At 69.1% G+C, this 23,406-nt stretch carries 20 protein-coding genes; 4 read left to right on the top strand and 16 right to left on the bottom strand.

The features are described 5' to 3' along the window. Positions 1 to 5: 5 nt before the first annotated feature. The 5 genes from MXA07_RS10180 to MXA07_RS10160 all read right to left on the bottom strand — a co-directional run bounded on the left by MXA07_RS10180 (position 6) and on the right by MXA07_RS10160 (position 8,628). Positions 6 to 2,921, bottom strand: coding sequence for a DEAD/DEAH box helicase (locus MXA07_RS10180; protein ID WP_247728493.1), 2,916 nt, complete (start codon positions 2,919 to 2,921; stop codon positions 6 to 8). 279 nt (positions 2,922 to 3,200) lie between these two features. Next, positions 3,201 to 4,745, bottom strand: coding sequence for a DUF1508 domain-containing protein (locus MXA07_RS10175; protein ID WP_247728492.1), 1,545 nt, complete (start codon positions 4,743 to 4,745; stop codon positions 3,201 to 3,203). Positions 4,746 to 4,826: 81 nt separating this feature from the next. Next, on the bottom strand, positions 4,827 to 5,684 hold the full coding sequence (locus MXA07_RS10170; RefSeq protein WP_247728491.1) for a metallophosphoesterase: 858 nt from the start codon (positions 5,682 to 5,684) through the stop codon (positions 4,827 to 4,829). Further along, positions 5,684 to 7,360 (bottom strand): hypothetical protein, encoded by a 1,677-nt coding sequence (locus MXA07_RS10165; protein WP_247728490.1) that lies wholly within the window; start codon positions 7,358 to 7,360, stop codon positions 5,684 to 5,686. The genes MXA07_RS10170 and MXA07_RS10165 overlap by 1 nt, the downstream gene beginning before the upstream one ends. Further along, positions 7,357 to 8,628 (bottom strand): Single-stranded DNA binding protein, encoded by a 1,272-nt coding sequence (locus MXA07_RS10160; RefSeq protein ID WP_247728489.1) that lies wholly within the window; start codon positions 8,626 to 8,628, stop codon positions 7,357 to 7,359. Before MXA07_RS10160 ends, MXA07_RS10165 begins: the two co-directional genes overlap by 4 nt. Before the next feature lie 347 nt (positions 8,629 to 8,975). Between MXA07_RS10160 and MXA07_RS10155 the strand changes: the two genes are divergently transcribed. Then, positions 8,976 to 10,097, top strand: coding sequence for a hypothetical protein (locus tag MXA07_RS10155; RefSeq protein WP_247728488.1), 1,122 nt, complete (start codon positions 8,976 to 8,978; stop codon positions 10,095 to 10,097). Between the two features lie 178 nt (positions 10,098 to 10,275). Next, positions 10,276 to 10,422 carry a hypothetical protein gene (locus MXA07_RS10150; protein WP_247728487.1) on the top strand — a complete coding sequence of 49 codons (147 nt, stop codon included), beginning with the start codon at positions 10,276 to 10,278 and terminating at the stop codon, positions 10,420 to 10,422. Between the two features lie 207 nt (positions 10,423 to 10,629). On the opposite strand, the gene MXA07_RS10145 is transcribed toward MXA07_RS10150, so the two are convergent. From MXA07_RS10145 to thiE, 11 genes are all read right to left on the bottom strand, one after another. Further along, entirely contained in the window at positions 10,630 to 10,884 is a 255-nt protein-coding gene (locus tag MXA07_RS10145; protein ID WP_247728486.1) for an MTH865 family protein, read from the bottom strand. Positions 10,885 to 11,113: 229 nt separating this feature from the next. Then, positions 11,114 to 11,920: a hypothetical protein gene (locus tag MXA07_RS10140; protein WP_247728485.1), complete on the bottom strand. Its 807-nt coding sequence runs from the start codon at positions 11,918 to 11,920 to the stop codon at positions 11,114 to 11,116. Between the two features lie 105 nt (positions 11,921 to 12,025). Continuing rightward, positions 12,026 to 13,537 (bottom strand): hypothetical protein, encoded by a 1,512-nt coding sequence (locus MXA07_RS10135; protein WP_247728484.1) that lies wholly within the window; start codon positions 13,535 to 13,537, stop codon positions 12,026 to 12,028. Next, on the bottom strand, positions 13,534 to 14,274 hold the full coding sequence (locus MXA07_RS10130; protein WP_247728483.1) for an ABC transporter ATP-binding protein: 741 nt from the start codon (positions 14,272 to 14,274) through the stop codon (positions 13,534 to 13,536). The genes MXA07_RS10135 and MXA07_RS10130 overlap by 4 nt, the downstream gene beginning before the upstream one ends. A gap of 170 nt (positions 14,275 to 14,444) precedes the next feature. Further along, the gene (locus MXA07_RS10125; RefSeq protein WP_247728482.1) at positions 14,445 to 15,134 is read right to left on the bottom strand and encodes a cob(I)yrinic acid a,c-diamide adenosyltransferase; all 690 of its coding nucleotides are present in this window, start codon (positions 15,132 to 15,134) and stop codon (positions 14,445 to 14,447) included. A gap of 234 nt (positions 15,135 to 15,368) precedes the next feature. Continuing rightward, the gene (locus MXA07_RS10120) at positions 15,369 to 16,436 is read right to left on the bottom strand and encodes a phosphotransacetylase family protein (protein ID WP_247728481.1); all 1,068 of its coding nucleotides are present in this window, start codon (positions 16,434 to 16,436) and stop codon (positions 15,369 to 15,371) included. Beyond that, entirely contained in the window at positions 16,433 to 18,529 is a 2,097-nt protein-coding gene (locus tag MXA07_RS10115; protein WP_247728480.1) for an acetate--CoA ligase family protein, read from the bottom strand. The genes MXA07_RS10120 and MXA07_RS10115 overlap by 4 nt, the downstream gene beginning before the upstream one ends. A gap of 79 nt (positions 18,530 to 18,608) precedes the next feature. Beyond that, the gene (locus MXA07_RS10110) at positions 18,609 to 19,091 is read right to left on the bottom strand and encodes a YbaK/EbsC family protein (protein WP_247728479.1); all 483 of its coding nucleotides are present in this window, start codon (positions 19,089 to 19,091) and stop codon (positions 18,609 to 18,611) included. Between the two features lie 117 nt (positions 19,092 to 19,208). Beyond that, entirely contained in the window at positions 19,209 to 19,646 is a 438-nt protein-coding gene (locus tag MXA07_RS10105) for a DUF7988 family protein (protein ID WP_247728478.1), read from the bottom strand. Between the two features lie 21 nt (positions 19,647 to 19,667). Then, positions 19,668 to 20,498: a hydroxyethylthiazole kinase gene (gene thiM, locus MXA07_RS10100; protein ID WP_247728477.1), complete on the bottom strand. Its 831-nt coding sequence runs from the start codon at positions 20,496 to 20,498 to the stop codon at positions 19,668 to 19,670. After that, positions 20,491 to 21,126 carry a thiamine phosphate synthase gene (gene thiE / locus MXA07_RS10095; RefSeq protein ID WP_247728476.1) on the bottom strand — a complete coding sequence of 212 codons (636 nt, stop codon included), beginning with the start codon at positions 21,124 to 21,126 and terminating at the stop codon, positions 20,491 to 20,493. Before thiE ends, thiM begins: the two co-directional genes overlap by 8 nt. A 148-nt stretch (positions 21,127 to 21,274) precedes the next feature. Here thiE and MXA07_RS10090 point away from each other — a divergent pair, with 148 nt between their 5' ends. Together MXA07_RS10090 and MXA07_RS10085 are read left to right on the top strand one after the other, a co-directional pair. Then, positions 21,275 to 21,751 (top strand): metal-dependent hydrolase, encoded by a 477-nt coding sequence (locus MXA07_RS10090; RefSeq protein ID WP_247728475.1) that lies wholly within the window; start codon positions 21,275 to 21,277, stop codon positions 21,749 to 21,751. Between the two features lie 164 nt (positions 21,752 to 21,915). Then, positions 21,916 to 23,364 (top strand): MATE family efflux transporter, encoded by a 1,449-nt coding sequence (locus tag MXA07_RS10085; protein WP_247728474.1) that lies wholly within the window; start codon positions 21,916 to 21,918, stop codon positions 23,362 to 23,364. Positions 23,365 to 23,406: the final 42 nt, after the last annotated feature.

The raw sequence follows: 23,406 nt of genomic DNA, 5'->3' as shown, positions 1-23,406 counted from the left end.
CGTGTTCAGTCCCAGAACGACTGCGTCCGGGCGTACTGGCGCTCCTGGCGGAGGATGTCGCGGTAGAACTCGGCCTCGTCCTCGCGGAGTTTGTTGATGATGCGCGCGGCGTTGTGCGGGCCGACGCCGCGGGCCGCCATCGCGATCACGGCTTGCTTGCCGTGGCTCTGGACCAGACTCGCCGAGCGGAACGCGCGCTGAGTCATCTCCTCCTGTTCGTCGTCCTTCTCCGCGGCGCGCACGGCGTCGACCACCTCGTCGGCCCAGGGGTTGAGCGCGGCGATGCGCGTCGAGCCGCAGTCGGGACAGGACGGCTGGTCGGGCACCCGTCGCACTTTCGTCCGGGAGAGCCACTCCGTACAGTGCGTACAGAGGAGGATGACGCGATCGTCCTGGATGCGCTCCTTGACGGTCTCGATGATGCTCGCGTCGGCGTTCTCGGGGGCGAGCAGTTCCTTCCCCGAGGAGTGGCCGCCCGAGCCGACGGCGGTTCGACCGCGGACCGTCTCGACGTCGATCTCGCCGGACTGGATCGCCCTGAGAACGCTCGCCGCGGCATCGGTGTCGAGGTCCTCGTGGAACACCTCGCGGATCGCCTCCTCGTACATCGGCGTGTCCTCGAGCGCGGCGAGCAACCGATCGTTCGACAGCCGACCCGAGCCCTCCCAGCGCTTGAGCGCGCCGAACTTGCCCGAGACCTGGGCCAGCCGGAACGCGAGCGCGTCGGCGTTCTTCAGTCCCAGTTCGACGATCGCCTCGACGTGATCCGGATCGGTCTCGAAGAGCACGTCGAGGACGTCGCTCGTCGCGACGCTCGTCGGCACTTCGAGTTCGATCCGGTAAGGATCGATCTCCAGGCCGATCGACGACCCGGACTGCTGGCCGAGCAGCGAGGTGAGCACGCGGCCGAGCGTCTCGTTAGTCTTGTGGCCCAGACAGGCGTTGACGACGACGTCGCGACCCTGGCGCTCGATCACGATCCGGTCCGCGGTCGGCATCGGATCGCCGCCGTCGACCTGTCGTTCGAGCTGCGAGAGCGCCGACGCCAGCGTCGCCCGATCGCTCGGATACCGGGTCTCGAGTTCGCGCGCCACGGCGTCCTCGTCGGCCCCGCCGGCGAACTGCGGCTGGGCGACGGCGCGTATCTCGCCGACTTCACCCGCCACGTCGAGGGGGACCGGAATCTCCTGGCCGATCCAGGAGGGGACCTCGCCCGCCGGATCCTCGATCGGGCTCACCTTCACGACGGCCTCCTCGTCGTCCACCTCGGCGATGCGCCACATCTCGCCGCGCTGGATGAAGATCTCGCCCGGCGAGGCGAAGTTGACGACGAATCGCTCGTCGAGCGTCCCGATCTGGCCCCCCGAGGCGATGTCGTGGACCTCGTAGGTCTCCTCGTCCGGGATCATCGAGAGATTGGCGTAGACGTACTGCCAGGTGTTCCCGCTGCCTTCGATCCGGTCTGCGGCCTCGTCGTACCAGACGATCCGGTTGCGGTGGAGTTCCGAGAGGACCTCGACGAACGTCTCGCGAGTGAGCGCTCGGAACGGATACGCCCGCGAGATGATCTCGAAGGCGTCGTCGACGCGGGTGTCGCCGGCGCTCTTGACGATCGCCGGGATCTGGTTCGCGACGACGTCCAGACTCCCCTCGTGGATCGCCGCGTCCTCGACCTCGCCCGAACGCGCCCGGCGGGCGATGGCGATCGCCTCGAACGTGTCGTCCGCCCGCGTGGTGACGATCGTGCCCGACGAAGCCTCGTCCGTGCGGTGACCCGCCCGGCCGATCCGCTGGAGCAGACGGGTCACCTGCCGCGGGCTCTGGTACTGGACGACGTGGTCGACGCGCCCAACGTCGATCCCGAGTTCCATCGAGGAGGTACACAGCAGCGCGTCCAGCTCGCCCGCCTTGAAGTCGTCCTCCACTTCGACCCGGGCCGACTTCGACAGCGAGCCGTGGTGGACGCCGATCGGCAGGTCGAGTTCGCGAAACCGCGATCCGAGCGCTTCGGCGGTCTGGCGCGTGTTGACGAAGACGAGCGTCGACTCGTTGTCGGCGACGACGTCGCGGATCAGCCGGACGTGACTCGCGGTCGTCACCTCCGTCATCAGCGTGCCGGCGAGGTCGCGGTCCTCGTCGGTCACCGTGGGCTCGCGGACCGTCACGTCGACGTTCGACCCCACGTCGATCTCCCGGACCTCGCAGGGTCGGCCGCCGGTGAGGAACTGGCCGACCTCCCCCGGATCGCCGACGGTCGCCGAGAGGCCGACCCGCTGGAACGGCCCGGCCAGTTCGACGAGTCGCTCCAGGGCGATCGAGAGCTGGGCGCCGCGCTTCGACGCGGCGAGTTCGTGGACCTCGTCGACGACGACGTGCGAGAGCGACTCGAACGCCTCGCGTAGTTTCTCGCCGGTGAGCATCGCCTGGATGGTCTCCGGCGTGGTGATCAGGACGTCCGGCGGATCCTCCGCCTGCTTCGAACGCTGGTACTGCGTCGTATCGCCGTGGCGGACGTCGACGGAGACGTCGAGGGACTCGCCCCACCACTCCAGGCGATCGAGCATGTCGCGGTTCAACGCCCGGAGCGGCGTGACGTAGAGCGCCCGGAAGCCGTCGACGGGCGGCTCCGCATCGACGTCGGCGCTCGCTTCGGTGACGTCCGAGTCCGCGCCGCCGCTCGCCCCGTCGAGGGTGGCCTGGCGCCCATCGCGATCGGCGACGATGTGGTCGAAGACGGGCAGCATGGCCGTCTCGGTCTTGCCACTCCCGGTGGGGGCGATCACCAGCGTGTTCTCCCCGGCCGCGAGCGGCGGAATCGCCAGTCGCTGCGGCGGCGTCGGCGTCGAGAAGCCGCGCTCGGAGAGGGCGTCGCGGACGGCCGATCCGAGGTGGGTGAAGGCCGCCGCGTCCCCGTCGGTCATCGACGGTCGTAGGGGCGAACGCCGCATAAGCGCGTTGTTCCGCACCGAACTTTTTCCGGTTCGGGGTCGCCTCCGGCGACCCGCGTGGCGGCTCCGCCGCCACGGCATTCGGTTGCGGACCAAGGGCCCGCAACCCACTCACCGCAAAAACTTCGATGAAAAAGTGCCGGCGGCTCCGCCGCCGGTGAACAGCTCGCTTCGCTCGCGGATGCTTGTTCAAGGGCGCCAACGGTCCCGATCAGATACGATCCGAACAGGTCGGGAAGCGACCGGCGTGGATCAGGTCCGCAGTTCGGCGGTCGGCGCGTTCCGCTTGACGCTCTCGATACCGTCACGAGCCGCGCTCCGATCTCCGTACCCTTCCCCGCTGTCCATCAGGATGTTTCCGTTGCGATGGCGCAACCGCCAGCGGTGTTGCCCGCTCTTGTCCTCGTAGATCTCGAACGTCGCCAGCCCGATGTCGAGAACGTTCGCATCCGGGGCGTACTGTCGGACTCTGTCGACCGCCTCGGTGGCGTCGTCGCGAGCAGTGTATCCTTCGCCGCTGTCGGCCACGATCTGATCGTTGCCGCCGCGGAGCCGCCAGCGGTACTCCCCCGCGTCGTCTTCGTACACGTCGAACGTCAGGTCGTCGATCCGGTCACGGATGCGTTCGACGGCCCGGTTGGCGTCGTTGCGTCGCGTATAGCCCTCTCCGCTGTCGGCGAGAATGTTGCCGTTGCGGTGGACGAATCGCCACCGCCACTCGCCGGCTTTGTCTCGATAGACTTCGAAGCCCGTGGGATCGAACCAGAGGTAGCTCGCCGAGCCGGCCGTCTCGCGAATCCGGTCGATCGACCGCTGTGCGTTGCTTCGCGAGGCGTATCCCTCGCCGCTATCGCCGATGATGTTGCCGTTGTCGTGGCGCAATCGCCAGCGATACTCGCCGGCGCTGTCCGCCTCGACTTCGAACGCGGCCCGACTGTCGAGTTCCGTGACGGGTTCGAAGCGCTCGTCCGCGGGTGGGAGCTCCGCTTCACGCTCGACGAGTAGCGTCTCCGCGCCGAGTGCGTTCCGTCGGACGCTCTGCATCCCTTTCTGGGCGTTGTGCTTGCGCGTGTAGCCCTCGCCGCTCGTGGCGACGACGTTCCCGTTTCGATGTCGGAAGCGCCATCGCCACTCGTTCGCGGCGTCCTCGTAGAGTTCGAACCGGGCCTGACTCGCGTACAGGGCGTCGACGTCCGATTGCAGGGTCGCCCGTGCGGCGGCACCGTCGTCCGATTCGCGTCGCGCCTGTTCGATTTCGTCTTCGAGCCGATCGCGCTCGCGACGGACCTCGGCCGCGTCGGATTCGGCCGCGCTTGGGTTGGGCCCACCGGCCACAACATCGTCGGTGGCCCCACTGGCGAGGAGCGGCGCGATGACGCTCCCGATCGTGATGCTGGCCAGCCCCAGGGCGTACAATACGAGAACGGGTTGGTTCCCCGTCTGAACGCTCCACTCGGCGGGGAACACGAGGAGGAACCAGACCGCCGCGACGAAACAGACAGCCTGCCCGACGTACGCCGCGTAGTTCGCCCACGACTGGAGCGGAAGCCGGATGACCGGACCTGCGACGAGCATCGCCAGCCCGACCGCCGAGAGGAAGATGCTCGCCTCCCGTACCGTCAAGCCCGTGGCACCACCGGGTGACGTACTCGGCAGGAACAGGACGATCCCGAGCGTTCCCAACACCAGTCCGGTCAGAAACACCCAGTACCCTCGAACCTCGTCGTGTGTCGTCGGTTCACCGACCCGGGTTCGGTAAATGTCGTATAGAATTCCACTACCGGTTTGTTGTGCCATTCTCCAAAACCAACTATAGAGACGCCTTATGTAGTTTTGCCCTTAGCAGCCCCGAGAGACAGATTCCAAGACGTGATGTGCCTACACAGATTCGTACGGCCCCAGTCGCGTCCCATCGAGCAGGTACGCCTCGCCGGCGTCCAGGCCGTCCGGCAGCATCGGGGAGAGGAAGGACTGATCGGCAACGTTGATCCAGGTACCGCCCACGAGCTCGTTGAACGCCGGCAGGACGACCAGTTCGCCGTTCAAGCGATCGCCGTCGTCACCGCCAGAGCGATCGTCGTCACCGGTCGAAGTCGTTCCCTCGTCGGCACTCTCGGCGGCGCGCCCCCGGGCCCACGACCGTCGTAACGCCCCCCGCACCCAGACGGGCTCGATCCGGCTTCCGCCGACTTCGTCCTCCAGCCGAACGCAGGGGTGTTCGTGGCCCATACACAGTGTCTCGGCCTCCAGGGCCTCGGTTGCCGGCCAGCTGTGGCCGTGACATACTCCGAGATCGCCGAGTCGCGTCCCCGCGCCAGGGACAACCTCGAGATCGGTCGGACCGTCGGGTCCGCCCGGACGGGGCGAATCGGCATCCTCGATCGCGTCGGCGAGCCACGACTCGATCGCCCCGTCGTGGTTCCCTTTGACGAGCGTGACGGCGACCGGCGGCAACGACTCGAACAGGACTTCGAGCTCGCCCCGTTCCGCCCCGCCGGGGTCGCCGATCGAGTGCATGAGGTCGCCCAGGATCGCCAGCCGGTCCGCGTCCGTCCGCTCGAGCAGCGCGAGCAAGCGGTCGCGACGCGACTCCGCCTGGCTCGGCACTTGCACGCCGCGTTCGTATCGCAACGCCGCCTCGACGCCCGCGTGGTAATCCGCGACGAGGAGCGTTCGCTCGTCATCGACCGTCGCGAGTGCGGCGGGTTCCGACGGGACGGGCTCTACCTGTACCATCAGATGGCCTGGAGTCGGTCCTCCGACGGTTCGAAACACTCGCCGCCCATGAGCGCGTCCTGGATCGCCTGCTCGACGGCGTCCCGTTCGGCACCGGTCTCGTCGGTGACCGCGTCGACGACGGCGTCCCGTTCGGCACCCTCGCCCTCGTCCAGCGCTTCCATCGTCTCGACCACGCGCGCCTGGAGGTCCACGTCCCCGTCGGAGTCACCGGTCGACGGCGTCTCGTCGGAAGCGGCGGTCGACGACTCGTCGGCGTCCGCTTCGTCGTCAGCCGCAGTATCCGTCGACGACGTCTCCTCGGCCACGCCCTCGCTCGATACCGCTTCCTCGACCTCCTCCGGTTCCGGGACGTCGATGTCCGCCTCGCCGGGGTCGCCGACCTCGGTACCGGACGTGAATTCGGTCCCGTACTCCTCCTCGATCGCCTCGCGTTCCTCCTCGTCGAACTCGTACATGCCGTCGGCGTCGAAATCGCCCAGTTCCTCGTCCGACGGACCCGGTTCGTCGGCCGATTCGTCGGACGCGACCCGTTCGTCGGGTGATTCGTCAGACGCGACTCGTTCGTCGGATGATTCGTCCGACTCGACTGGCTCGTCGGCTGCGTCGTCCGATACGGTCGGTTCCGATTCGTCGTCGGCGGGCTCTTCGTCCGTGATAGTCGAGTCGTCTTCGTCGTCGGACGGTGGTTCGTCCGCGTCGAATTCGCCCAGCTCCTCGGCGTCGTCCGGCCCGTCCGCGCGCTCGCCGGTCCGCGTGGCGTCGGCGGATTCGTCGGTCGGCGACTCGTCGACCGGCGCCGCCGAGCGATCGCTGCCGGTCGCCGTGCCGACCGCCGCGCCGGCGGCCGCGTCCGGGCCGTCTGGCGACGGTTCGTCGTCCGCGGTGGCCGTCTCCGCCGGCGATCCGACGTCGTCGGGGACGGAGAGCGACGGCCCGTCGGCGGCGAGATCCGCGTAGGAGGCCGACCCGTCCCCCTGCGTGGACGGGGACGTCGTCGACGACTCGACCTGGGACTGCTCGCCGGCGACGACGCGAGCCGCTTCGAGGGCGACCTCGCGCAGGCTCGTCAGGTACGCCGGCGTCGTACCGTAGTGTTCGAGCGCCAGTTCGATGCCCTCCGCGAAGCCCGCGTCGACGTCGTTCGCCCGCAGCACGTCGGCGCGCCGATCGGGATCGACGTCGAGCTGGGCCGCCGCGGCGAAGGTGGCGATGCGATCGAGCGTGTGCTCGGCCGCGTCCACCACCCACCGATCCCGCGTGTCGCCGTCGACGGTGGCCAGCGTCTCCGGTCGGATCGAGGAGTAGACCCGATCGCCGTCGTCGGGCTCGAACGTCCGGGCTTTGCCGGTCACCGCGACGAACGCGGGCGGCTCGGCCCGTTCGAGGAAGGCGAGGGCGTCGGGCTGGTACTGGCCGGCGTAGACGACGAACGCGCCGGTCGGATCGACGACGCGTCCGCGGACCATCTCCTCGTTGACGTCGGTGACCTCGGTGAGAGTCCCGACGGCGAAGACGCGGTTGAGCCGCGCCCCGGTCGGCGAGACGACGTAGTTGGGCGCGCGCTCCTCGTCGCTCTCGGCGTAGGAGAGGGAGGCGTCGTCGAACTCCGCCGCGAAGAGCCGGTGGGCCACCTCTCGGCCCGGTCGATCCTCGGCGTCGCCGTTCGCGCTCATCCGTCCACCTCCGCGAGGAACGCGCTCGCACGCGCGGCCGGATCGTCGTCGCACTCGGCGAAGGTCGTCGCGTCGAGGTTGGCGCCGTACTCGTCGACGGAGAGGTGACCGCGCACGCGGTACTCGCGACCGACGACGCGCTCGCGGATGGTCTCCGCGACGACCGACTGGTCCATCGCCTCGCGAGCCTGCTCGCGGGCGTCATCGAGATCGCCGCCGTACACCTCGGCGGTGACCTCGTCGTCGAGGACGACCGTCACGGTGCCGGTGCCGTCGTCGAGGATCGCCTTCACCCGGAGGTCGTCCTCGCCGTCGACCTCGCCGTGGGTGCGACACTGGTTCTTCTGGACGACGCGACCGCACTCCGGACAGCGCTGAATGAGCCCGGAGCCGTCGCGGACCTCGATCAGATTGCCCGACAGCTCCACGTCGTAGACCCCGCCGCCGGAGACGGCCTCGCCGATGGTCATCGACGGGGCGTCCGTGCCGACCTCGATCTCGGCGTCGAGGACGTCGACGGTCGTGTACTCGGAGACGTTCACTTCGGGGACCCCGCGGAACTCCCTGACGTAGACGTTCTCGAGTCTGAGCGTGGCGTCGGGTTCGATCTCGGGTCGCGGATCCCAGCAGGTGAAGGGGAGGCGACCGCTCTCGTCGCCGAGCACGCCGCTCAGGATCTCCGTTTCGCCGTCGCGGCCGTCGATCGTCCGCCGTTCGCACTCGAGGACGACGACCTCGACGGTCGCCGCTCGATCGCCGGTTTCGAGGTCGGTCAGCGAGGCCTCGCCGCCGATCTCGTAGGGCACGTCGAGCGCGTCGTCCGACTCCGTGATCGAGGTGTGTTCGCCGAGGTTGAGCTCGGGTTGGCCGTTCCACTCGCGGACGCCGGCGTTGCCCACGGTGAGCGTCTGGCCCGCTTCGAGCCCGAAGTCCTCCCAGGCGGTAAAGTCGATGCGGCCGGTCTCGTCGGCGAGTTCGCCCTCGACGATCTCGTGATCGTCGCCCTGGTACCGGATCGATCGCTTCCCCGCGGTGAGGACGACGCCCGTGACGGAGACGTTGCCCGCGTCCGGGTCGATCTCGCCGATCGACTTCGTCGTCGGCCCGCTCGAACCGCCGTCACCGTCGCCGTACTTCCGCCGGAGGCTCTGTTTCGCCTCGTCGATCGGGACGCTGTACGTCACCAGGTTCTGCAGGTCGGCTTTGACCTCCTCGTTGTCGACGCCGAGGTCGGAGGCGAGCTCCTCGGCGTGGCTGTCTAAGTCCATCGAATCGGCCTATGTGGGCGCTCGTAAAAAGGGTTCTCAGCGCGCGGTGAATCTGAAACCGCACCGTCGGCGAGCCGCTCGGACGGTCGATCCGCTCCGCCAACCGCGTTCGGCCCGTTCGCGGGTTCGGTGATGTTCCCTGGCGCGGACCCGTCACAGGTCGACGACCCTCGTTCTCGCGACGCACGCGACCGCAGCTGAACACCCGGTTAACGGCGTTTGAGCGGCCCGGACCATCGCACCGGACGGGTTCGCGACAACGGCCGATACCCATTACCAGTTGTTCCAACCGCGTAGAATGTCCTCCACTCATTTACGGAGTGGGTTAGTACACAGAGCCGCGTCACATGACAGCACAGACGAGACGCGACGTCCTTCGACTCGCAACGGCGACGACTGCGGCCGGCACCCTCCCCATCGGGTTCGCCGCCGGCCAATCGAATGGAACCGACTGGACCGTGGCCGAATCGCCGACCAGCAAGGCGCTCAACGACGCGGTCGGCACCCCGTCCGGGCCGTTCGCGGCCGGGGCAGACGGCAACGTGGTCGCCCGGTGCGACGACGGTTGGCACTTCGTCGTCAGGTACGGACCGCAAGCCAGGAGCCGCCGCCTGACCGGGATCGACGTCACGGACGACGGCGCCGCGGTCTGGTTCGTCGGCGGCAGCGGCGTCATCGGCGAGTACAACATCGAGACGCGGACGCTGACGAACTACTCCGCGCCGATGGGGATGACGAGCACGTGGGAGGACTGCGCCGTGCGGGGAACCGCCGGGGAGAACGAGCGCGTCTACTTCGTCAACGGCTCCGGCGAGTTGCTGGTCGGGACCCGCCAGGATAGCGGCGCGATGCAGTACGAAGACGTGATCAAGCCCGGCGGCGGTTCGACGATTCCCGGCATCGACTTCCACGCGCGGACGGCCGGCCACGTCTGCTCGACGAGTCAGTTCGTCGGGGAGACGACCGACGGCGGGGCCTCCTGGGAGCAGGTCGGCATCGATTTCGCGGGCGGCGCGTTCTACGACATCGCGAGCCAGGGGTTGCGGGACGCGAACGTCGCCGGCGGCGCCGGGATCGTCTACCGATACGACGGCTTCCGCTGGACGCCCCACGTGATCGACGACGGTCGGCGCGCCATCCGCGCGGTCGACCGCGCCGGGGACGCGGGCCTCGCCGCCGGCGACGGTGGAGCGGTGTACGAGCGACGGTCCGCGGGCCAGTGGGACCAGTTCCAGACGCCGGTCGAATCGACCCTCCGCGGGGCCGCGAAGGGCGACTCGTACGACGTCGCGGTCGGCGACGGCGGCACGATCGTGGAACGACAACTCGACGCGACGGGGGACGGAACCGACGAGACGACCGCCGCGGCGAACGCCGTCGAGACGTTCTCGACGGACGGAACCGTCGGCGCCGAACCGCCGTCCGTCGACACCGTCGTCCAGGGCGAGTGGACCCGAGCCGACGAATGAGGTGGCGCTTCCGCTTCGGTCCCGGCCAGGGCGGCGGTATCGGTCACGGATCGATTCAAGACGGAGATCGCAGGGCCGGATCGAGCACCGAGAGTACGGCCTTTCGGTTCCTCGACGGAACTGAATACTCCGGAAAAATACTTGTCGATGAACGTGACACGGGACGGTAGGGGATGGAATGATCGAGACAGTTACGTCACTCCTCTTCGGCGGCGAGGGAGCCGTCGTCTACGAGTGTCGCCGCTGCGGGACGACCGTCGACGCGACGGCGACGGCCTGTCCGAACTGCGGCGACGACGACATCGTCACGCACACGACGCGGTGACACGAGAGACGGATCCGTCGGCGGTCGCCCGGCCGTCGAGAACTCGGGAAAGCGCAAGCCCGTCGAACGAGGCTGGTGGACGAACGGCGCCAACCCGAGGCCGGACTACCGAGTCCGACACGATCACAGTGAGACGAATCGGCGTCGAGACTCGAGCAGGAGCGCGGACGATCGACTTCGAGTAGCCGTTTCGGAGCGGTAGCCGACTCAGAGGTGGCCGTCGTCCTTGAGGCCCGCGATGAGGTCGTCGACGAGCGAGTCGACGTCGTCGTAGGGGAAGTCGGCCTTTCCGGCGGCTTTGGAGTTGAGTTCCATCGCCGTCATGGAGAAGTCGCCGGACTCGAATTTGGTTCCCGGGCCGTTCGGCAGCGCCGGGACGAGGTCCATCGGGTTGGAGACGGGGTAGTCGGCGCCTTTGAACGCCTCGGTGAACTGCTCGCGGAGTTCGGCTTCGTCTGTCATTGCGAGTGGGGCTTCGCCCGCATAAATAATAAATTTTGAGGTAGTTGATTCGGGTCGACGCCGTCCGTACCGCCTCTCTCCGACCGGAACACGCTGGCGTCGTTGAGACACGTCTCGATCGGGTACGGCTTCGATACGAGTCGGTCGAACGAATCGATCCCGGATCGAGTGGACGAGCGGCGTGTCAGCAGTACGGAAGCGGACGGTCCGCGGTGACAGCGGATGGTCGTCACACGCGTCGCATGAATCCGGGCAAGACGCCGCGATCCGGCGTCGACTCGTCTTCCGGCGTCCCCTCGGTCGTCGACGCATCCGCGGGGCCGGTCGGCGCCGAATCGGTGGCGCTGGCCCCCGACGGATCGCTGGGATCGGTCGAGGGACGCTCCGCGCCAGCCGTCTCGCCCACGCCGGCCCTCCCATCCCGTGGAGACTGTGCGTTCGCGGCCGATTCGTCCGTCGAGGCGGCGTCACCTCGGAGGGTCGCCGCGATGGACCGGCCGGCGATCGCACTGGAGAGCCCGGCCCCGGGATCGTCGTCGGATCGCTCGACCGGGTCGCGAGTGCCCCACTCGCTTCCGTCGGCCGGCACCTCGTCGGGAGAGTCGGGCCCGAAATAGTAGGGCTCCACCGGGTGGAGAACGGCGAGCAGGTGCATGTTGGCGTAGCCCGCGACCGCGAGGGCGACGACGAACAGAATCTCCGGGAACAGGAGCACGAGGACCACCGAGAGCGGCGAGTAGAGCAGGTAGGCGGCCAGCCGGAACGGCTCCCCGACGTAGCCGTCCACGACGTAGGCGTACAGGCCGTAGAGACCGACGAAGAGCCCGACGTCCACGTACAGCGAGAGCGGCGCCCACAGCCCGCCGTTCAACAGGCTGTGGACCGAGAGCACGATCGCGGCGGAAAGCGGCGTCGTCCGGTTGACGTACGTCTCGTCGAGGGCCATTCCGGCGATCAAGACGGTGAGATACAGCATCGGGACGGCGATCCACCAGGGAAAACTATCGAAGAGTATCGCAGGAGCGCTGGCGATCATGGAGGCCCGATAGGCGAACTGACGTGGATTTCACCCTTCAACGTATCCTCCGTATCGAGCGTCGAATCGAACGCCGAGTCCGATGGTCGGCGGCAGATCCGTCCGTCAGCCCGCCGTCCCGTCGAGATACCGCTCCGTCCAGTAGGCGGCGGCCCGATTCGAGAGGACGACGCCGACGGCGGCCAGGATCGCGCTCGTCGCGACGAAGACGACCGCAATCCCCGGAGTCATCGACCCGAGGACAAACCCGACGACGAGCGTCGGGACGAGCGCGAGCGCGACGCCGAGTCCGAACGCGCCGAATCGCAGGCCGTCGAAGAGGAACTCGTTGGGCGAAAAACCCGCGAGTGCGACCGTGAGCCCGTAGTAATAGAGCGAGTAGCCGGCCAGGACGCAGGCACCCACGGCCGCGTCGAGGGCCGTCGCGTCGAACCAGACCACGGCGAGTGCGTATGGAATCGCCACCGTCGGCGCACCGACGAGGACGAACGCCAGTCGCTTCGCCGCGAAGAGATCCGGCACCGAGATCGGGTGGATGCGGTAGGCCTCGACGTCGTCGAACTGAGTGAGCCAGTTGTAGGTCGTGAAGGCGCTCAACCCGAGGACGCCGCCGAAGAACAGCCCCGGCGCGGGCGCGACGCCGGTGATAGACGCGACGACGTCGACCAGCCCGCCGACGAGGACGAGCAGGATCGTGACCGAGACGAACGGCTTCGCGTAGCCGCCGCTCGACCGGCCCAGATCCAGAATCGACTTGGCGACGAGCGGGTCACCGCCCGGAATTCGGGCCCGTAGCCACTCGTAGCGTCCCGGCGTGGTCCGCGACGGGGGGACGTGAGCGGGGTCGTAGATCGACAGGCCGCCGACGCTCATGACCAGCGTGAGACCCGCGAGTCCGGCCATCTCGACGACGACCCCCGCCGTCGTCACCAGCTCGACGACCGCGAGAAGCGAATCCGTCCACCAGAGGGCGACGATGGTTCCCCCGACAACTGCACCGATGGCCGACGACGGGACGCCCCGCGTCCGGACGGCGATGGCGCAGACGGTGACGGCCATTCCGAACGCGAACGCCAGCCAGAGCGAGAGCCACTGGATCGCCGTCGACGAGAGCGCAGCCGGCGCCGCGCCCTCGAGTCCGAGGACGGCCAGGGCCATCGGTCCGACGAAGAAGATGCCGTAGAAGACGGCGTCTTTCAACAGGAAGAGTCCGAGGACCAACCGTCGCGAGACGGGGAGCCAGGCGGCCGTCGTGAGCAGGAAGCTGTGCGGGCCGAAGACGTCCTCGATCATGTCCGAGCCCGCGAAGCCGCCCGTGCCCGCGTAGAGGCCGAACCCGAGCGCGAAGACGTGCAGCCCGCGAACGACCCCCGCCATCGAGGTTCCCGTCTCGGCGAGCGCGACCGCTGTCCCGACGGCGAACACCGCGAGGATCGCCGGAATCGCGAGGAATCGAACGCCGCCGAAGAGGCGGACGTGTAGTCGCCACTCCTCGCGGGCCAGCGCGCGGGCGATCGTTCGAACCTGCGCGGCTCGGCCCGGCCTCGTTCCCGGGACGGACTCGCCGCCGTCCGCGGCGACCGCAGGGGCCGAACCGTCTCTCGAATCGGCGCTCATGGCTGGATCGTCGGGACGTCACGCGGCTCCGCGTCGGAGACCGTCGTGAGGAAGGTATCGAGCAGCGACCCGTCGCGTCCCTCGACGGGCTGGTCGGCGACGATGCGTCCGTCCGCGACGATCCCCACCCGGGTGCAGAGTTCCTCGGCGACGTCGATGTTGTGCGTCGAGGCGAAGACCGTGTTGCCGTCCGCGACGTACGCGTCGAGGTGGGTCTTGACCTGTTCCTGGACGATCGGGTCGAGGTTCGCGAGCGGCTCGTCGATGAAGACGACGTCTGGATCGTGCAAGAAGGCCTGGACGATCATCGCCTTCTGCTGCTGGCCCCGGGAGAGGTCGGTCGAAAGCGTATCCAGCTTGCCGGCGAGGCCGAAGCGGTCGGCCAGCGACTCGCCGCGCTCCGCGACGCGGTCCGGATCGAGGCCCCGGATGCGCGCGACGTACTCGAAGTACTCGCGCGGGGTGAAGAAACTCGGCGGCGTGCCGTCTTCCGGCAGGATGCCGACGCGTCGGCGGGTCTCGATCGGGTCGACGGTCGGGTCCGTCCCGTTGACCTCGACGCTGCCCGCGTCCGGCCGGAGTTGCCCCGTCAGGATGCGTATCGTCGTCGTCTTCCCGGCCCCGTTCGGACCGAGAAAGCCGTACAGCTCCCCAGCGTCCACCTCGAAGCTCATTCCCGAGACCGCTTCGACGCCGTCGAAGGACTTCTCGAGGTTTCGAACCCGTATCTCAGCCATCGTTCGGCCAGGATTCGGTCGCGACACCTATAACGGTAGTGGCAGGGGAATTTTCGGGCGGTCTAGGTAAATTCGACCGCCTGGGCCGTGTTACGGATGACGAGAGAGCCAGCCGCCCGCGGAGAATCGAATCGAGGGTTTTCGCGAGACTGAGGTTGGAATATCGTGTCTCAGTACTCCGTCCCCTTTCGGGCGCGCTGACCGTCGTCGATCGGGTGGCGGTCTTTCCCCACGTGGGTCACCAGCTCCGCGAGGTCGGTCAGATAGTCCGGCCGATCGTGTCCCCCTGTGAGGACGAGTTCGAGGCCGGAGGGCTTCGATTCGACGAGGTCGCGCACGTCCTCGGGCGCGATCAGGTCGCGGTTGGCCGCGTAGCAGATCTCGTCGAGCACCAGCATGTGGACGCCGTCCTCGGGCGGCCCGTCGAGCGGTAGCGGGGCGTCAAGCGCCGCGTCGGCCGCGGCGTCGAGCAGCGTTCGAGCGCGATCCAGGCCCGCCTCGGCCTGCGCGACGTGATCCGCCTCCTCGGTTCCGTCCGCCATCCCGTGCCACCCGTAGTGTCCGATGTTCTCGTAGCTGATCCCGGGGAGCGCCTCGATCGCGTTGTACTCGCCGCGAACCCCCTCGACGCTCGACGCTCCGCCCTTCATGAACTGGAGCAGGTGCACCCGATAGCCGTGCCCTGCGGCTCGCATCGCCATGCCGAGCGCGGCCGTCGTCTTTCCCTTGCCGTCGCCCCACCAGACCTGCACCAGTCCGAATTCGGGTGGCGCGCTGGCCTCGATCGGTTCCGGCGTCGGCGGCTGACCCCCGCCCGGGGTCCGGGACCGCCCGTCGTCATCGCTCTCGTCGGTCGGCATGTCCGAGTCTCGGCGGGCGGCACCGAAGTAGATTGCCGTTCGGCCCGGTGGAGATGGCGAATTGCGGCGCGCGTCGGGGCTCCGAAACCGATCGCGTGACAGGAGACCCCCGCGGTGACGGAGTCGTTCTCTGAACGAACGCACGGTCGGTCCACCCTGCACCTACCGACTGATGGACCGAGCGACGACGGAAGAACGCCCGATCGCGTGACCTGTGACGGAATCGCACGGTGCTCAGGATTCGAACAGCCGATCGAGATCGACGTGGTCGACGAGGAGGTCGTGCATGCGCTCGACGGTCGCCTCGTCGCGGCTCCGGCCGCCCCTGACGACCGATTCCGCTCGTTCGACGGTGGTGAGCGTGTCCGTCCGAACGGCGATGACGGGAACCGACGCCTCCGAGGCGGCGCCGAGCACGGCCCCGGACGGGCGGTGGCCGCCGGTGAGGATGAGACAGCGCACGCCAGGGGCCTCCAGAGCGGCGGTCTGAATCTCCGAGCGGTCGCCGCCTGTCACCACCGCGGCGTTCTGGAGGCGGCGGAAGTGTCTGAGCGCGCTGTCGGGGCCCATCGCGCCGACGCTGAAGCGTTCGATCGTGTGGTCCTCCGTCGGTTCGACGAGGAGGTCGCCCCCGATCTCGGCCGCGAGTTCCTCCACGGTGACGCCGGCGAGCGTCTCGTTCCGGGGAACGATCCCCAGCACCGGAACGTCCCGCGATTCCAGGAACGAGATGCCGTCCGTATCCAGGCGCGATCGATCCGGCGATTCGACGGCGTTGAAGCAGACGCCGGCGAGGCGGTCCCCGAAGCGCTCGGCCGCGGCGAGCACCGAGTCGAGGTCGTAGACGTCGTCGTAGCCGGCGACGAGGAGGACCCGGGCGTCGAGCAGTTCGGCCAGGTCGACGTCCGTCAGCTCGATCACGCCGCCGAGGTCGATGCGCCCGCCGCCCTCGACCAGCATCCGATTGTGGTCGGCGGCCAGCGTCTCGAAGGCTTCGCGGACGCGCTCGCGTATTTCGGCCGGGTCGGCCCGGCCGGCGATCGCGCCCTCGACGAACGTCGGCGAGTAGACGACGGGTTCGAGCGTCTCGAGGTCGGCCTCGAGGCCGAGGACCGACATCGCGAGTTTCGGGTCCTCGTCGAGCGTCTTGCCGACGACGCTCCGGAGGCGGGTCCCCTTCGGTTTCATGTAGCCGGCCGACTCGCCGCGCTCCTTCGAGGCGCGGCCGAGCGCGACGGCGATCGCCGTCTTGCCGGTACTTTCCGCGAGCGAACACACCAGTATCGTATCGGTTTCGGTCATAGTTGCTCCGTATCTACCGTCAGTCTGAGGTCGATTGCCTGGACACCGTCCGGACCGGCCACGAGCGGGTTCACGTCGAGCTCGAGGATCGACGGGAAGTCCGTCACCAACTGCGAGAGGCGCTGGATCGTCTCGACGACCGCGTCGACGTCCGCCGGCTCCCGGCCGCGCGCGCCGTGTAACAGCGGACTCGCCCGGATCTCCGAGACCATCTCGCGAGCCTCGTCACCGCTGATCGGCGCGACGCGGACGGCCGTGTCGGAGAGCACCTCGACGAAGATGCCGCCGAGCCCGAAGACGAGCAGCGGGCCGAACTGCGGGTCGCGATTCGCGCCGAGGATGGTCTCCGTCGCGGCGTCGAGATCGACCATCGCCTGGACCTGGACGCCCAGCACCGTCGCGTCGGGCTGGTAGTTTCGCGCACGGGTCACCAGCGTCTCGTAGGTGTCGGCCACCGCCTCCGTCGCGACGCCGACCTCGACGCCCCCGATGTCGGACTTGTGGCTGATGTCCGGGCTCACGATCTTCATCACGACGTCGCCGTCGATGCCAGCCGCGACCTCGCGGGCCGCTTCGGGGTCCGACACGACGGCGCCCGGCGGCGTCGGGATCCCGTACGCCTCGAGCAGGTCCATCGACTCCACGCCCAGTCCGTTGCCGGGTCGGTCGATCGCCCGTTCGAGGATCGACCGGGCTCGCTCGCGATCGACGTCGAACGTTCGCGGCTCCGCGACACGGCGCTCGCGAGCGGCCCGGAAGCGAGCGAGCGCGTCGAGGCCTGCCACCGCCCGGGCGGGGTCGAAGTAGTTCGGCACGCCGGCGTCGTCGAGCAGCGCCTCCGCGGCGCGGGTCCGCTCGCCGCCCATGAAGCTCGTGATGACCGGTTTGCCGTGCGCTCGCTGGCGGTCGACCACGGCCTCGGCGAGGTCCTCGTAGGCGAGGACGGCCGTCGGGGCGCTGACGACGACGGCGCTCCCGACGTTCGGGTCCGAGAGGGCCAGATCCAGCGCCGTCCGGAACCGGTCGACGTCGGCGTCGCCGATCACGTCGATCGGGTTGTGCGTGTTCGCCGCCTCCGGCATCGCGTCGGCGAGCGCTTCGGCGGTGTCGTCGGCAAATCGGGCCATCGAGAGGCGGGAATCGCCAACCGCGTCCGTCGTGAGCACGCCCGGGCCGCCGGCGTTCGTGACGACCGCGACGCCGTCCGACGCCGCCGGTTCCAGCCCCGAGAGGGCCCGCGCCGCGTCGAAGAGTTCCTGCACCGAATCGGCTCGCTGGACACCTGCCTGGCCCAGTCCCGCCTCGTAGGCCCGTTCGCTGCCCGCGATCGCACCCGTATGGGACGACGCGGCCTGCGCGCCGGCGTCGGTCCGACCCGCTTTCACCAGGACGACCGGCGTCTCGCGGGTCACCTCGCGCGCCGTCTCGACGAACGCCGCGCCGTCGACGATGCTCTCGAGGTAGCCGACGATGACGTCGGTCTCCGGGTCCGCCCCCCACTCGCGCAGCAGGTCCGTCTCGTCGAGGACGGCCTTGTTCCCCAGCGAGACGACGTGGCGAAAGCCGAGGGTCCCCTCGCCGGCCCAGTCGAGCACCGCCGTGATGAACGCGCCCGACTGGCTCAACAGCGAGATCGATCCTTCGTCGGGCATGTCGGGCCCGAACGTCGCGTTGAGGCCGGCGGGCGTGCTCATCACCCCGAGGCTGTTCGGCCCGATCAGCGCCAGGTCGTACTCCGCCGCCGCCTCGCGCAGGCGCCGTTCGCGGGCGGCACCCTCGCCACCCGTTTCCGAGAACCCCGCCGTGATGACGACGACGGCGTCGACCCCGGCGTCACCCGCCTCGCGAACGGCCTCGACGGCGACGTCCGGCGGGACGACGACGATCGCCAGGTCGACCGGGGGGCCGTCGGTGATCGACGGGACGCACTCGAGCCCCAGCACCGACTCGCGGGACGGATTCACCGGGACGATCGGCCCGTCGAAGTGCGCCTGCAGGTTCGACGTGATCGCCCGGCCGACCGATCCCTCGCGGTCCGTCGCCCCGACGACGGCCACCGATCCCGGATCGAACAGGGAGTCCAGCGCACCCATCACCTGCGACGTCGCCCCGAACCGGGATAAAAGTCGGTCGTGATTCCCGCGACGGATCCGGTTTGTCCACGCGCGACCGTCAATCGGCGGTCGCGACCTCGATCGCCTCCGCGTCGGCCAAATCGCACAGCCGGTCCGGCGCGATCGGAAAGACCGCAGACGGCGTCCCCGCGGCTGCCCAGACCGTCTCGAACTCGCTCAGGCTGCGATCGAACAGCGTCGGCACGGTGGTCTCGTGGCAGATCGGGGGCACGCCGCCGATGGTCCACCCGAGCGTGTCACTGATCCGGTCGGGATCCGCCATCGAAACCGCGTCCGGCGTCGTCTCGAAGCGGGCGGCCAGGCGGTCCTCGCTCACGCGGCTGGCCCCGCTCGCGACCACCACGATCAGCTCGCCGTCGACGTCGAACGCGAGCGAACTCGCGATCTGGGCCGTCTCGCAACCGATCGCGTCGGCCGCGTCGGCGGCCGTCTTCGTCCCCTCGGGAAACTCGTGGACGGGCGGTTCGAAGCCGTAGCGATCGACCGCCTGGTCGAGGAACTCCGCCGCTCGCTCGTGCATGCGAACGTGCTGGCAAGCCGCGTTCGAAAATCCACCGGTCGCGGCAGCCCCCTCACCGCTATGCATCGACTCACGCGTCCGGCGGCGACAGGTCGGATGCAGCCATGATCGGGCACCTCAGGCCAGCGAGACGGTCACGCGGATCGCGTCACGTAACCGGTAGCCGGCGCCGGGCCCGGCCGTAACGGCGAAGGGTTCGATCCCGACGACGAGCCGATCCGTGTCGAGCGTCGCTCGCAGGAGCACGCCCCGGCTCGTCACCACGACGTACGGCGGTCCCGCGACGGGCGTCGCCTGCAGTTCCTGGTCCAGCGGCTCGACGACGGATTCGATGACGGCCGGTAACTCGGCAAGCACGCCGCGATCCTCGAGACGGGCTCGAAACGGCTCGACGACGGCGTCGCGATCGGTCGGCACGGGCTCCGCCCACGTCGCGGCCGCGCGTTCGGCACAGGCGTCGATCGTCTCGATCGTCTCCGCGTGCTCGTCAGTCAGTAGGTCCCTGGCTCGGCGTGTCGAGGAAGTGTTCTGGCCTGCCTCCGGGGTATCGTCCATACGTGTTCGACCCCGCGCCGGTCACTCGATCCGGTCGATTCGGTCCGCGGGCGAGTGCGACGAGGCGACGGACGGCGAGAACGACGCGACGCTATCGAGGAAGTTCACCCGGTAGCTCGCGGGGCCGTCGTGGTCGGCCTCGGCGGCGCGCTCGCCCGCGAGGTCGAACCCGAGCGCGGCGTAGAGGGACGCCTCGAACGGATCGTCGAGCGCCGCGTGGTACGTCGCGAGCGTCGCCCCGAGGAGACAGCCCGTGCCGACGACCTGGCCCATGCGCTCGTGCCCGGCCGATACCTCGCAGGCGACCTCGCCGTCCGCGACGACGTCCGTGACGCCGGAGGCGACGACCGTCGATCCCGTCGATTCGGCCAGCGCCCGGGCCGTCTCGCCGATCTCGTCGTACTCGCCGACGGACTCGACCCCGGCGACGTCGGCCTCGACGCCGGCCAGCGCGCTCACCTCGCCGTGATTGCCCTTGATCGCGGCGAAGTCGACCGTCGACAGGAGTCGCTCGGCGTACTCGTCTCGCGTGGGCGTCGCGCCCACGCCGACGGGGTCGAAGACGACCGGCACGTCGAGTTCGTTCGCGCGTTCGCCCACCGCGAGCATGGTGTCGATCTCGGTCGGCGAGGCGGTGCCGATGTTGAACAGCACCCCGCTCGCCCCCTCGACCATCTCCGCGGCGTCCCCGGGGGTGTCGGACATCACGGGCAGGCCGCCCCAGTGCAGCGTCACCTGCGCGACGTCGTTCATCGTCACGCGGTTGGTCAGGTGCTGGATCAGCGGGGACGTCTCCTCGATCGCGCGGCGGGCGTCGGCCAGCCCCTCGGCGGTCGCGAGCGACTCAGGCACGGACGCCCACCTCCCCGAGTTCCCGCGTGGCGGCCGCCGGATCGTCGGCCCGCGTGATCGCGCTGATGACCGCGACGCCGGCCGCCCCGGCGTCGACGACGGTGCCCGCGTTCTCGCGGGTGATGCCGCCGATTCCGATCACGGGGATCGAGACGGCCTCGACGACGCGTTCGATCCCCTCGGGGCCGATGCCGTCCTTGTCGGGGTCGACGTCCTTCGATGAGGTCCCGTAGACGGCGCCCGTGCCGAGGTAGTCCGCCCCCTGCCGTTCGGCCTCGCGGGCGTCCTCGACGCGCCAGGCCGAACAGCCGACGATCGCGTCGGTGCCGAGCTGGTCGCGGGCGACGGCGACCGGGAGGTCCGACTGGCCGAGGTGGACGCCGTCGGCGTCGATCGCCCGCGCCAGGTCGATCCGGTCGTTGACGAGCAACGGGACGCCGGCGTCGGCGGTCAGGTCGCGCACCTCCCGGCCGAGTTCGTAGCGTTCGCGCGCCGACCGATCCTTCTCGCGCAGCTGGACGGCGTCGACGCCGCCCTCGATCGCCGCGGCGACGATCTCCGGGGTCGTCCGCCCCGCTGAAAGGGATTCCTGCGTCACGAGGTACGTCCGCCAGGTGGCTGGATTCACGCGGGAGCCTTCGGCGAGCGAGCACAAAGTGGCTTCGACCGCCGCTCTCGTCCGGATCGGGTGCGCACCGACTGGATTGGTCCGGGTCGCGATTGCAGCGAGCGAGTGACGGCAGTGCGCTCATACGCGCGTATATCGAGCGTCGGGTATGCACTGGCCGGGACACGTCGGGCTAGGGGTGCTCGCGTACCTCCCGCTGTACCTGTGGCTCGCCGCGGCCGAATCGACGACGCTGGCGGTGATCGGCCTCGTCGTCGCCGTCGGCGCGTCGATGCTTCCCGACGTCGACATCGAGCTGTCGATTCCCCACCGCGGTCCGACGCATACCCTCTGGTTCGTCGCGATCGCGACGGTCCTGGCGACCGTGGTCGGCTACGCGCTGGGGATCTGGATCGGCCGTCCCGGCGCCACCGCTGCGCTCGCGATCGGCGGGGCGATGGGGCTCTCGCTCACCTCGCACGTCGCCGTCGACGCGCTCACGCCCATGGGCATCAGGCCCCTCGAACCGCTCTCCTCGGCGTCGATCTCGCTTCGCGTCGTCAAGTCCAGAAACCGGTTCGCGAACCGCTTCCTGTTCGCCACCGGTGGCCTCTCGATCCTCGCGACGATTCCGCTCGTCATCTGACGGGACGACCGATCGACCCTCGCACTATTCCGATCGGCGCGTGACCGGGCGAGCGACCCTCGTCGCTCGGTGAGCCGTGGTATCGTGTTTCGAACCGAAACCGGTCCTGGCTGCCGCGTCGAGAACTCATTTAAGCCGGCATCGAGAAGGGCCGCCCGATTCTCGTGGCGTGGCGTCCTCCCAATCCGGTCCGCCTGACGATCCTCTGGATCGGCCTCGGACTGGCCAGACTGGGCGTCATCGACCGGGAGCGCGCGCGACACACGACCGACCTGGCCTGGCCGCGCATCGTCACCGGCATCGCGCGGATGTCCAAGAACGCCGTCGACGTCGCGCTGGTCGGGATCGCCATCGGCGAGATGGCGATCGCCGGCGTCGGGTTCGCGGCCCCGTTCTGGGGCCTCGCGTTCACGGTCGGCGGGGGCGTCGCCGGCGGCACGATCGCGCTCGTCTCCCAGCGCTACGGCGCCGAGAAGTACGACGAACTCGGCATGGCGATCCGTTCGAGCGTCCTCCTCGTGCTGGTGATCAGCGTGCCGCTGGCGGCCGTCTTCAACGCGTTCGCGCCCGATTTCATCTCGATCATCAGCGACAATCCGGACGTGATCGACGAGGGTGCCGAGTACCTCGCGGTCGTCGCGTTCGGCGTCCCCTTCGCGGGCCTGAACCTGATCGGGAGCCGGACGTTCGTCGGCATGGACGACGCCTGGACGCCGATGATCCTCCGGGGCGGCGGCGCCCTCGCGAACATCGGGTTCAGCGCGATCCTCATCTTCGGCCTCGGAAAGGGCGTCGTCGGCGCGGCGCTCGGGACCGTCCTCTCGAACGTGATCGTCACCGCGGCGTTCGCCGTGCTCCTCCTTCGCGGGCGCTTCCCCGGCGTGCCCGACGTCGTCGTCACGGTCGACCCGTTCGGCACGTACCTCGATCCGGAGATGCTCCGCTCGCTGGTCACCATCGGGACGCCCGTCTTCCTTCGCAACATGGTCTGGACGGTCGCGGAGATTCCACTGCTCGGGATCGTGGACATCTTCGGGACCGACACCGCCTCGGCGTACGTCATCACGCGGCGCATCTGGGGGATCATGAACACGCCCGGCTGGGGCTTCGGCCTGGCCGCCTCCAGTCTCGTCGGCCAGGAACTCGGGCGGGGTGACGAAGACACCGCCGGCGAGTACGGCACCGAGATCATCACCTTCGCGGTGGCGGTCTACGCCGTCTCCGCGCTGCTCGTCGCGGTCTTCGCGGAACCGATCGTTCACGCGTTCGTCGACGATCCGGGTCCCAACACGATCCCGATCGCCATCTCGCTGGTCTACGCCGCGTGCGCGGCGATCGTGTTCAGAGGCGTCGTCGGCGCGGCTGAGGGGGCGTTGAACGCCGCGGGCGATACGCGCTGGCCGTTCTACGCCCAGGCGTCGGGCATGTTCCTCGGCGCGATCCCCCTCGCGTACCTCGGCGCGACCACCTCCCTCGGGCTCTGGGGGCTCTACCTGGCGTTCGCGGCGGAGACGATCCTGCCGGCCGCCATCAACTACTACCGCTTCGGGACCGGCCGCTGGAAGGCGATCAGCCGATCCTACCGCCCGGCGACGCCGACGGCCGACGACTGACGGATTCCCGGCCTCCCGCCGGGCGGCCCGAAAGGGTGGATT

Source organism: Halovivax limisalsi (assembly GCF_023093535.1).
Lineage (GTDB): Archaea > Halobacteriota > Halobacteria > Halobacteriales > Natrialbaceae > Halovivax > Halovivax limisalsi.
Note: the sequence above shows the minus strand (reverse complement) of the source record. Positions and strands in the feature narration are given on the sequence as shown.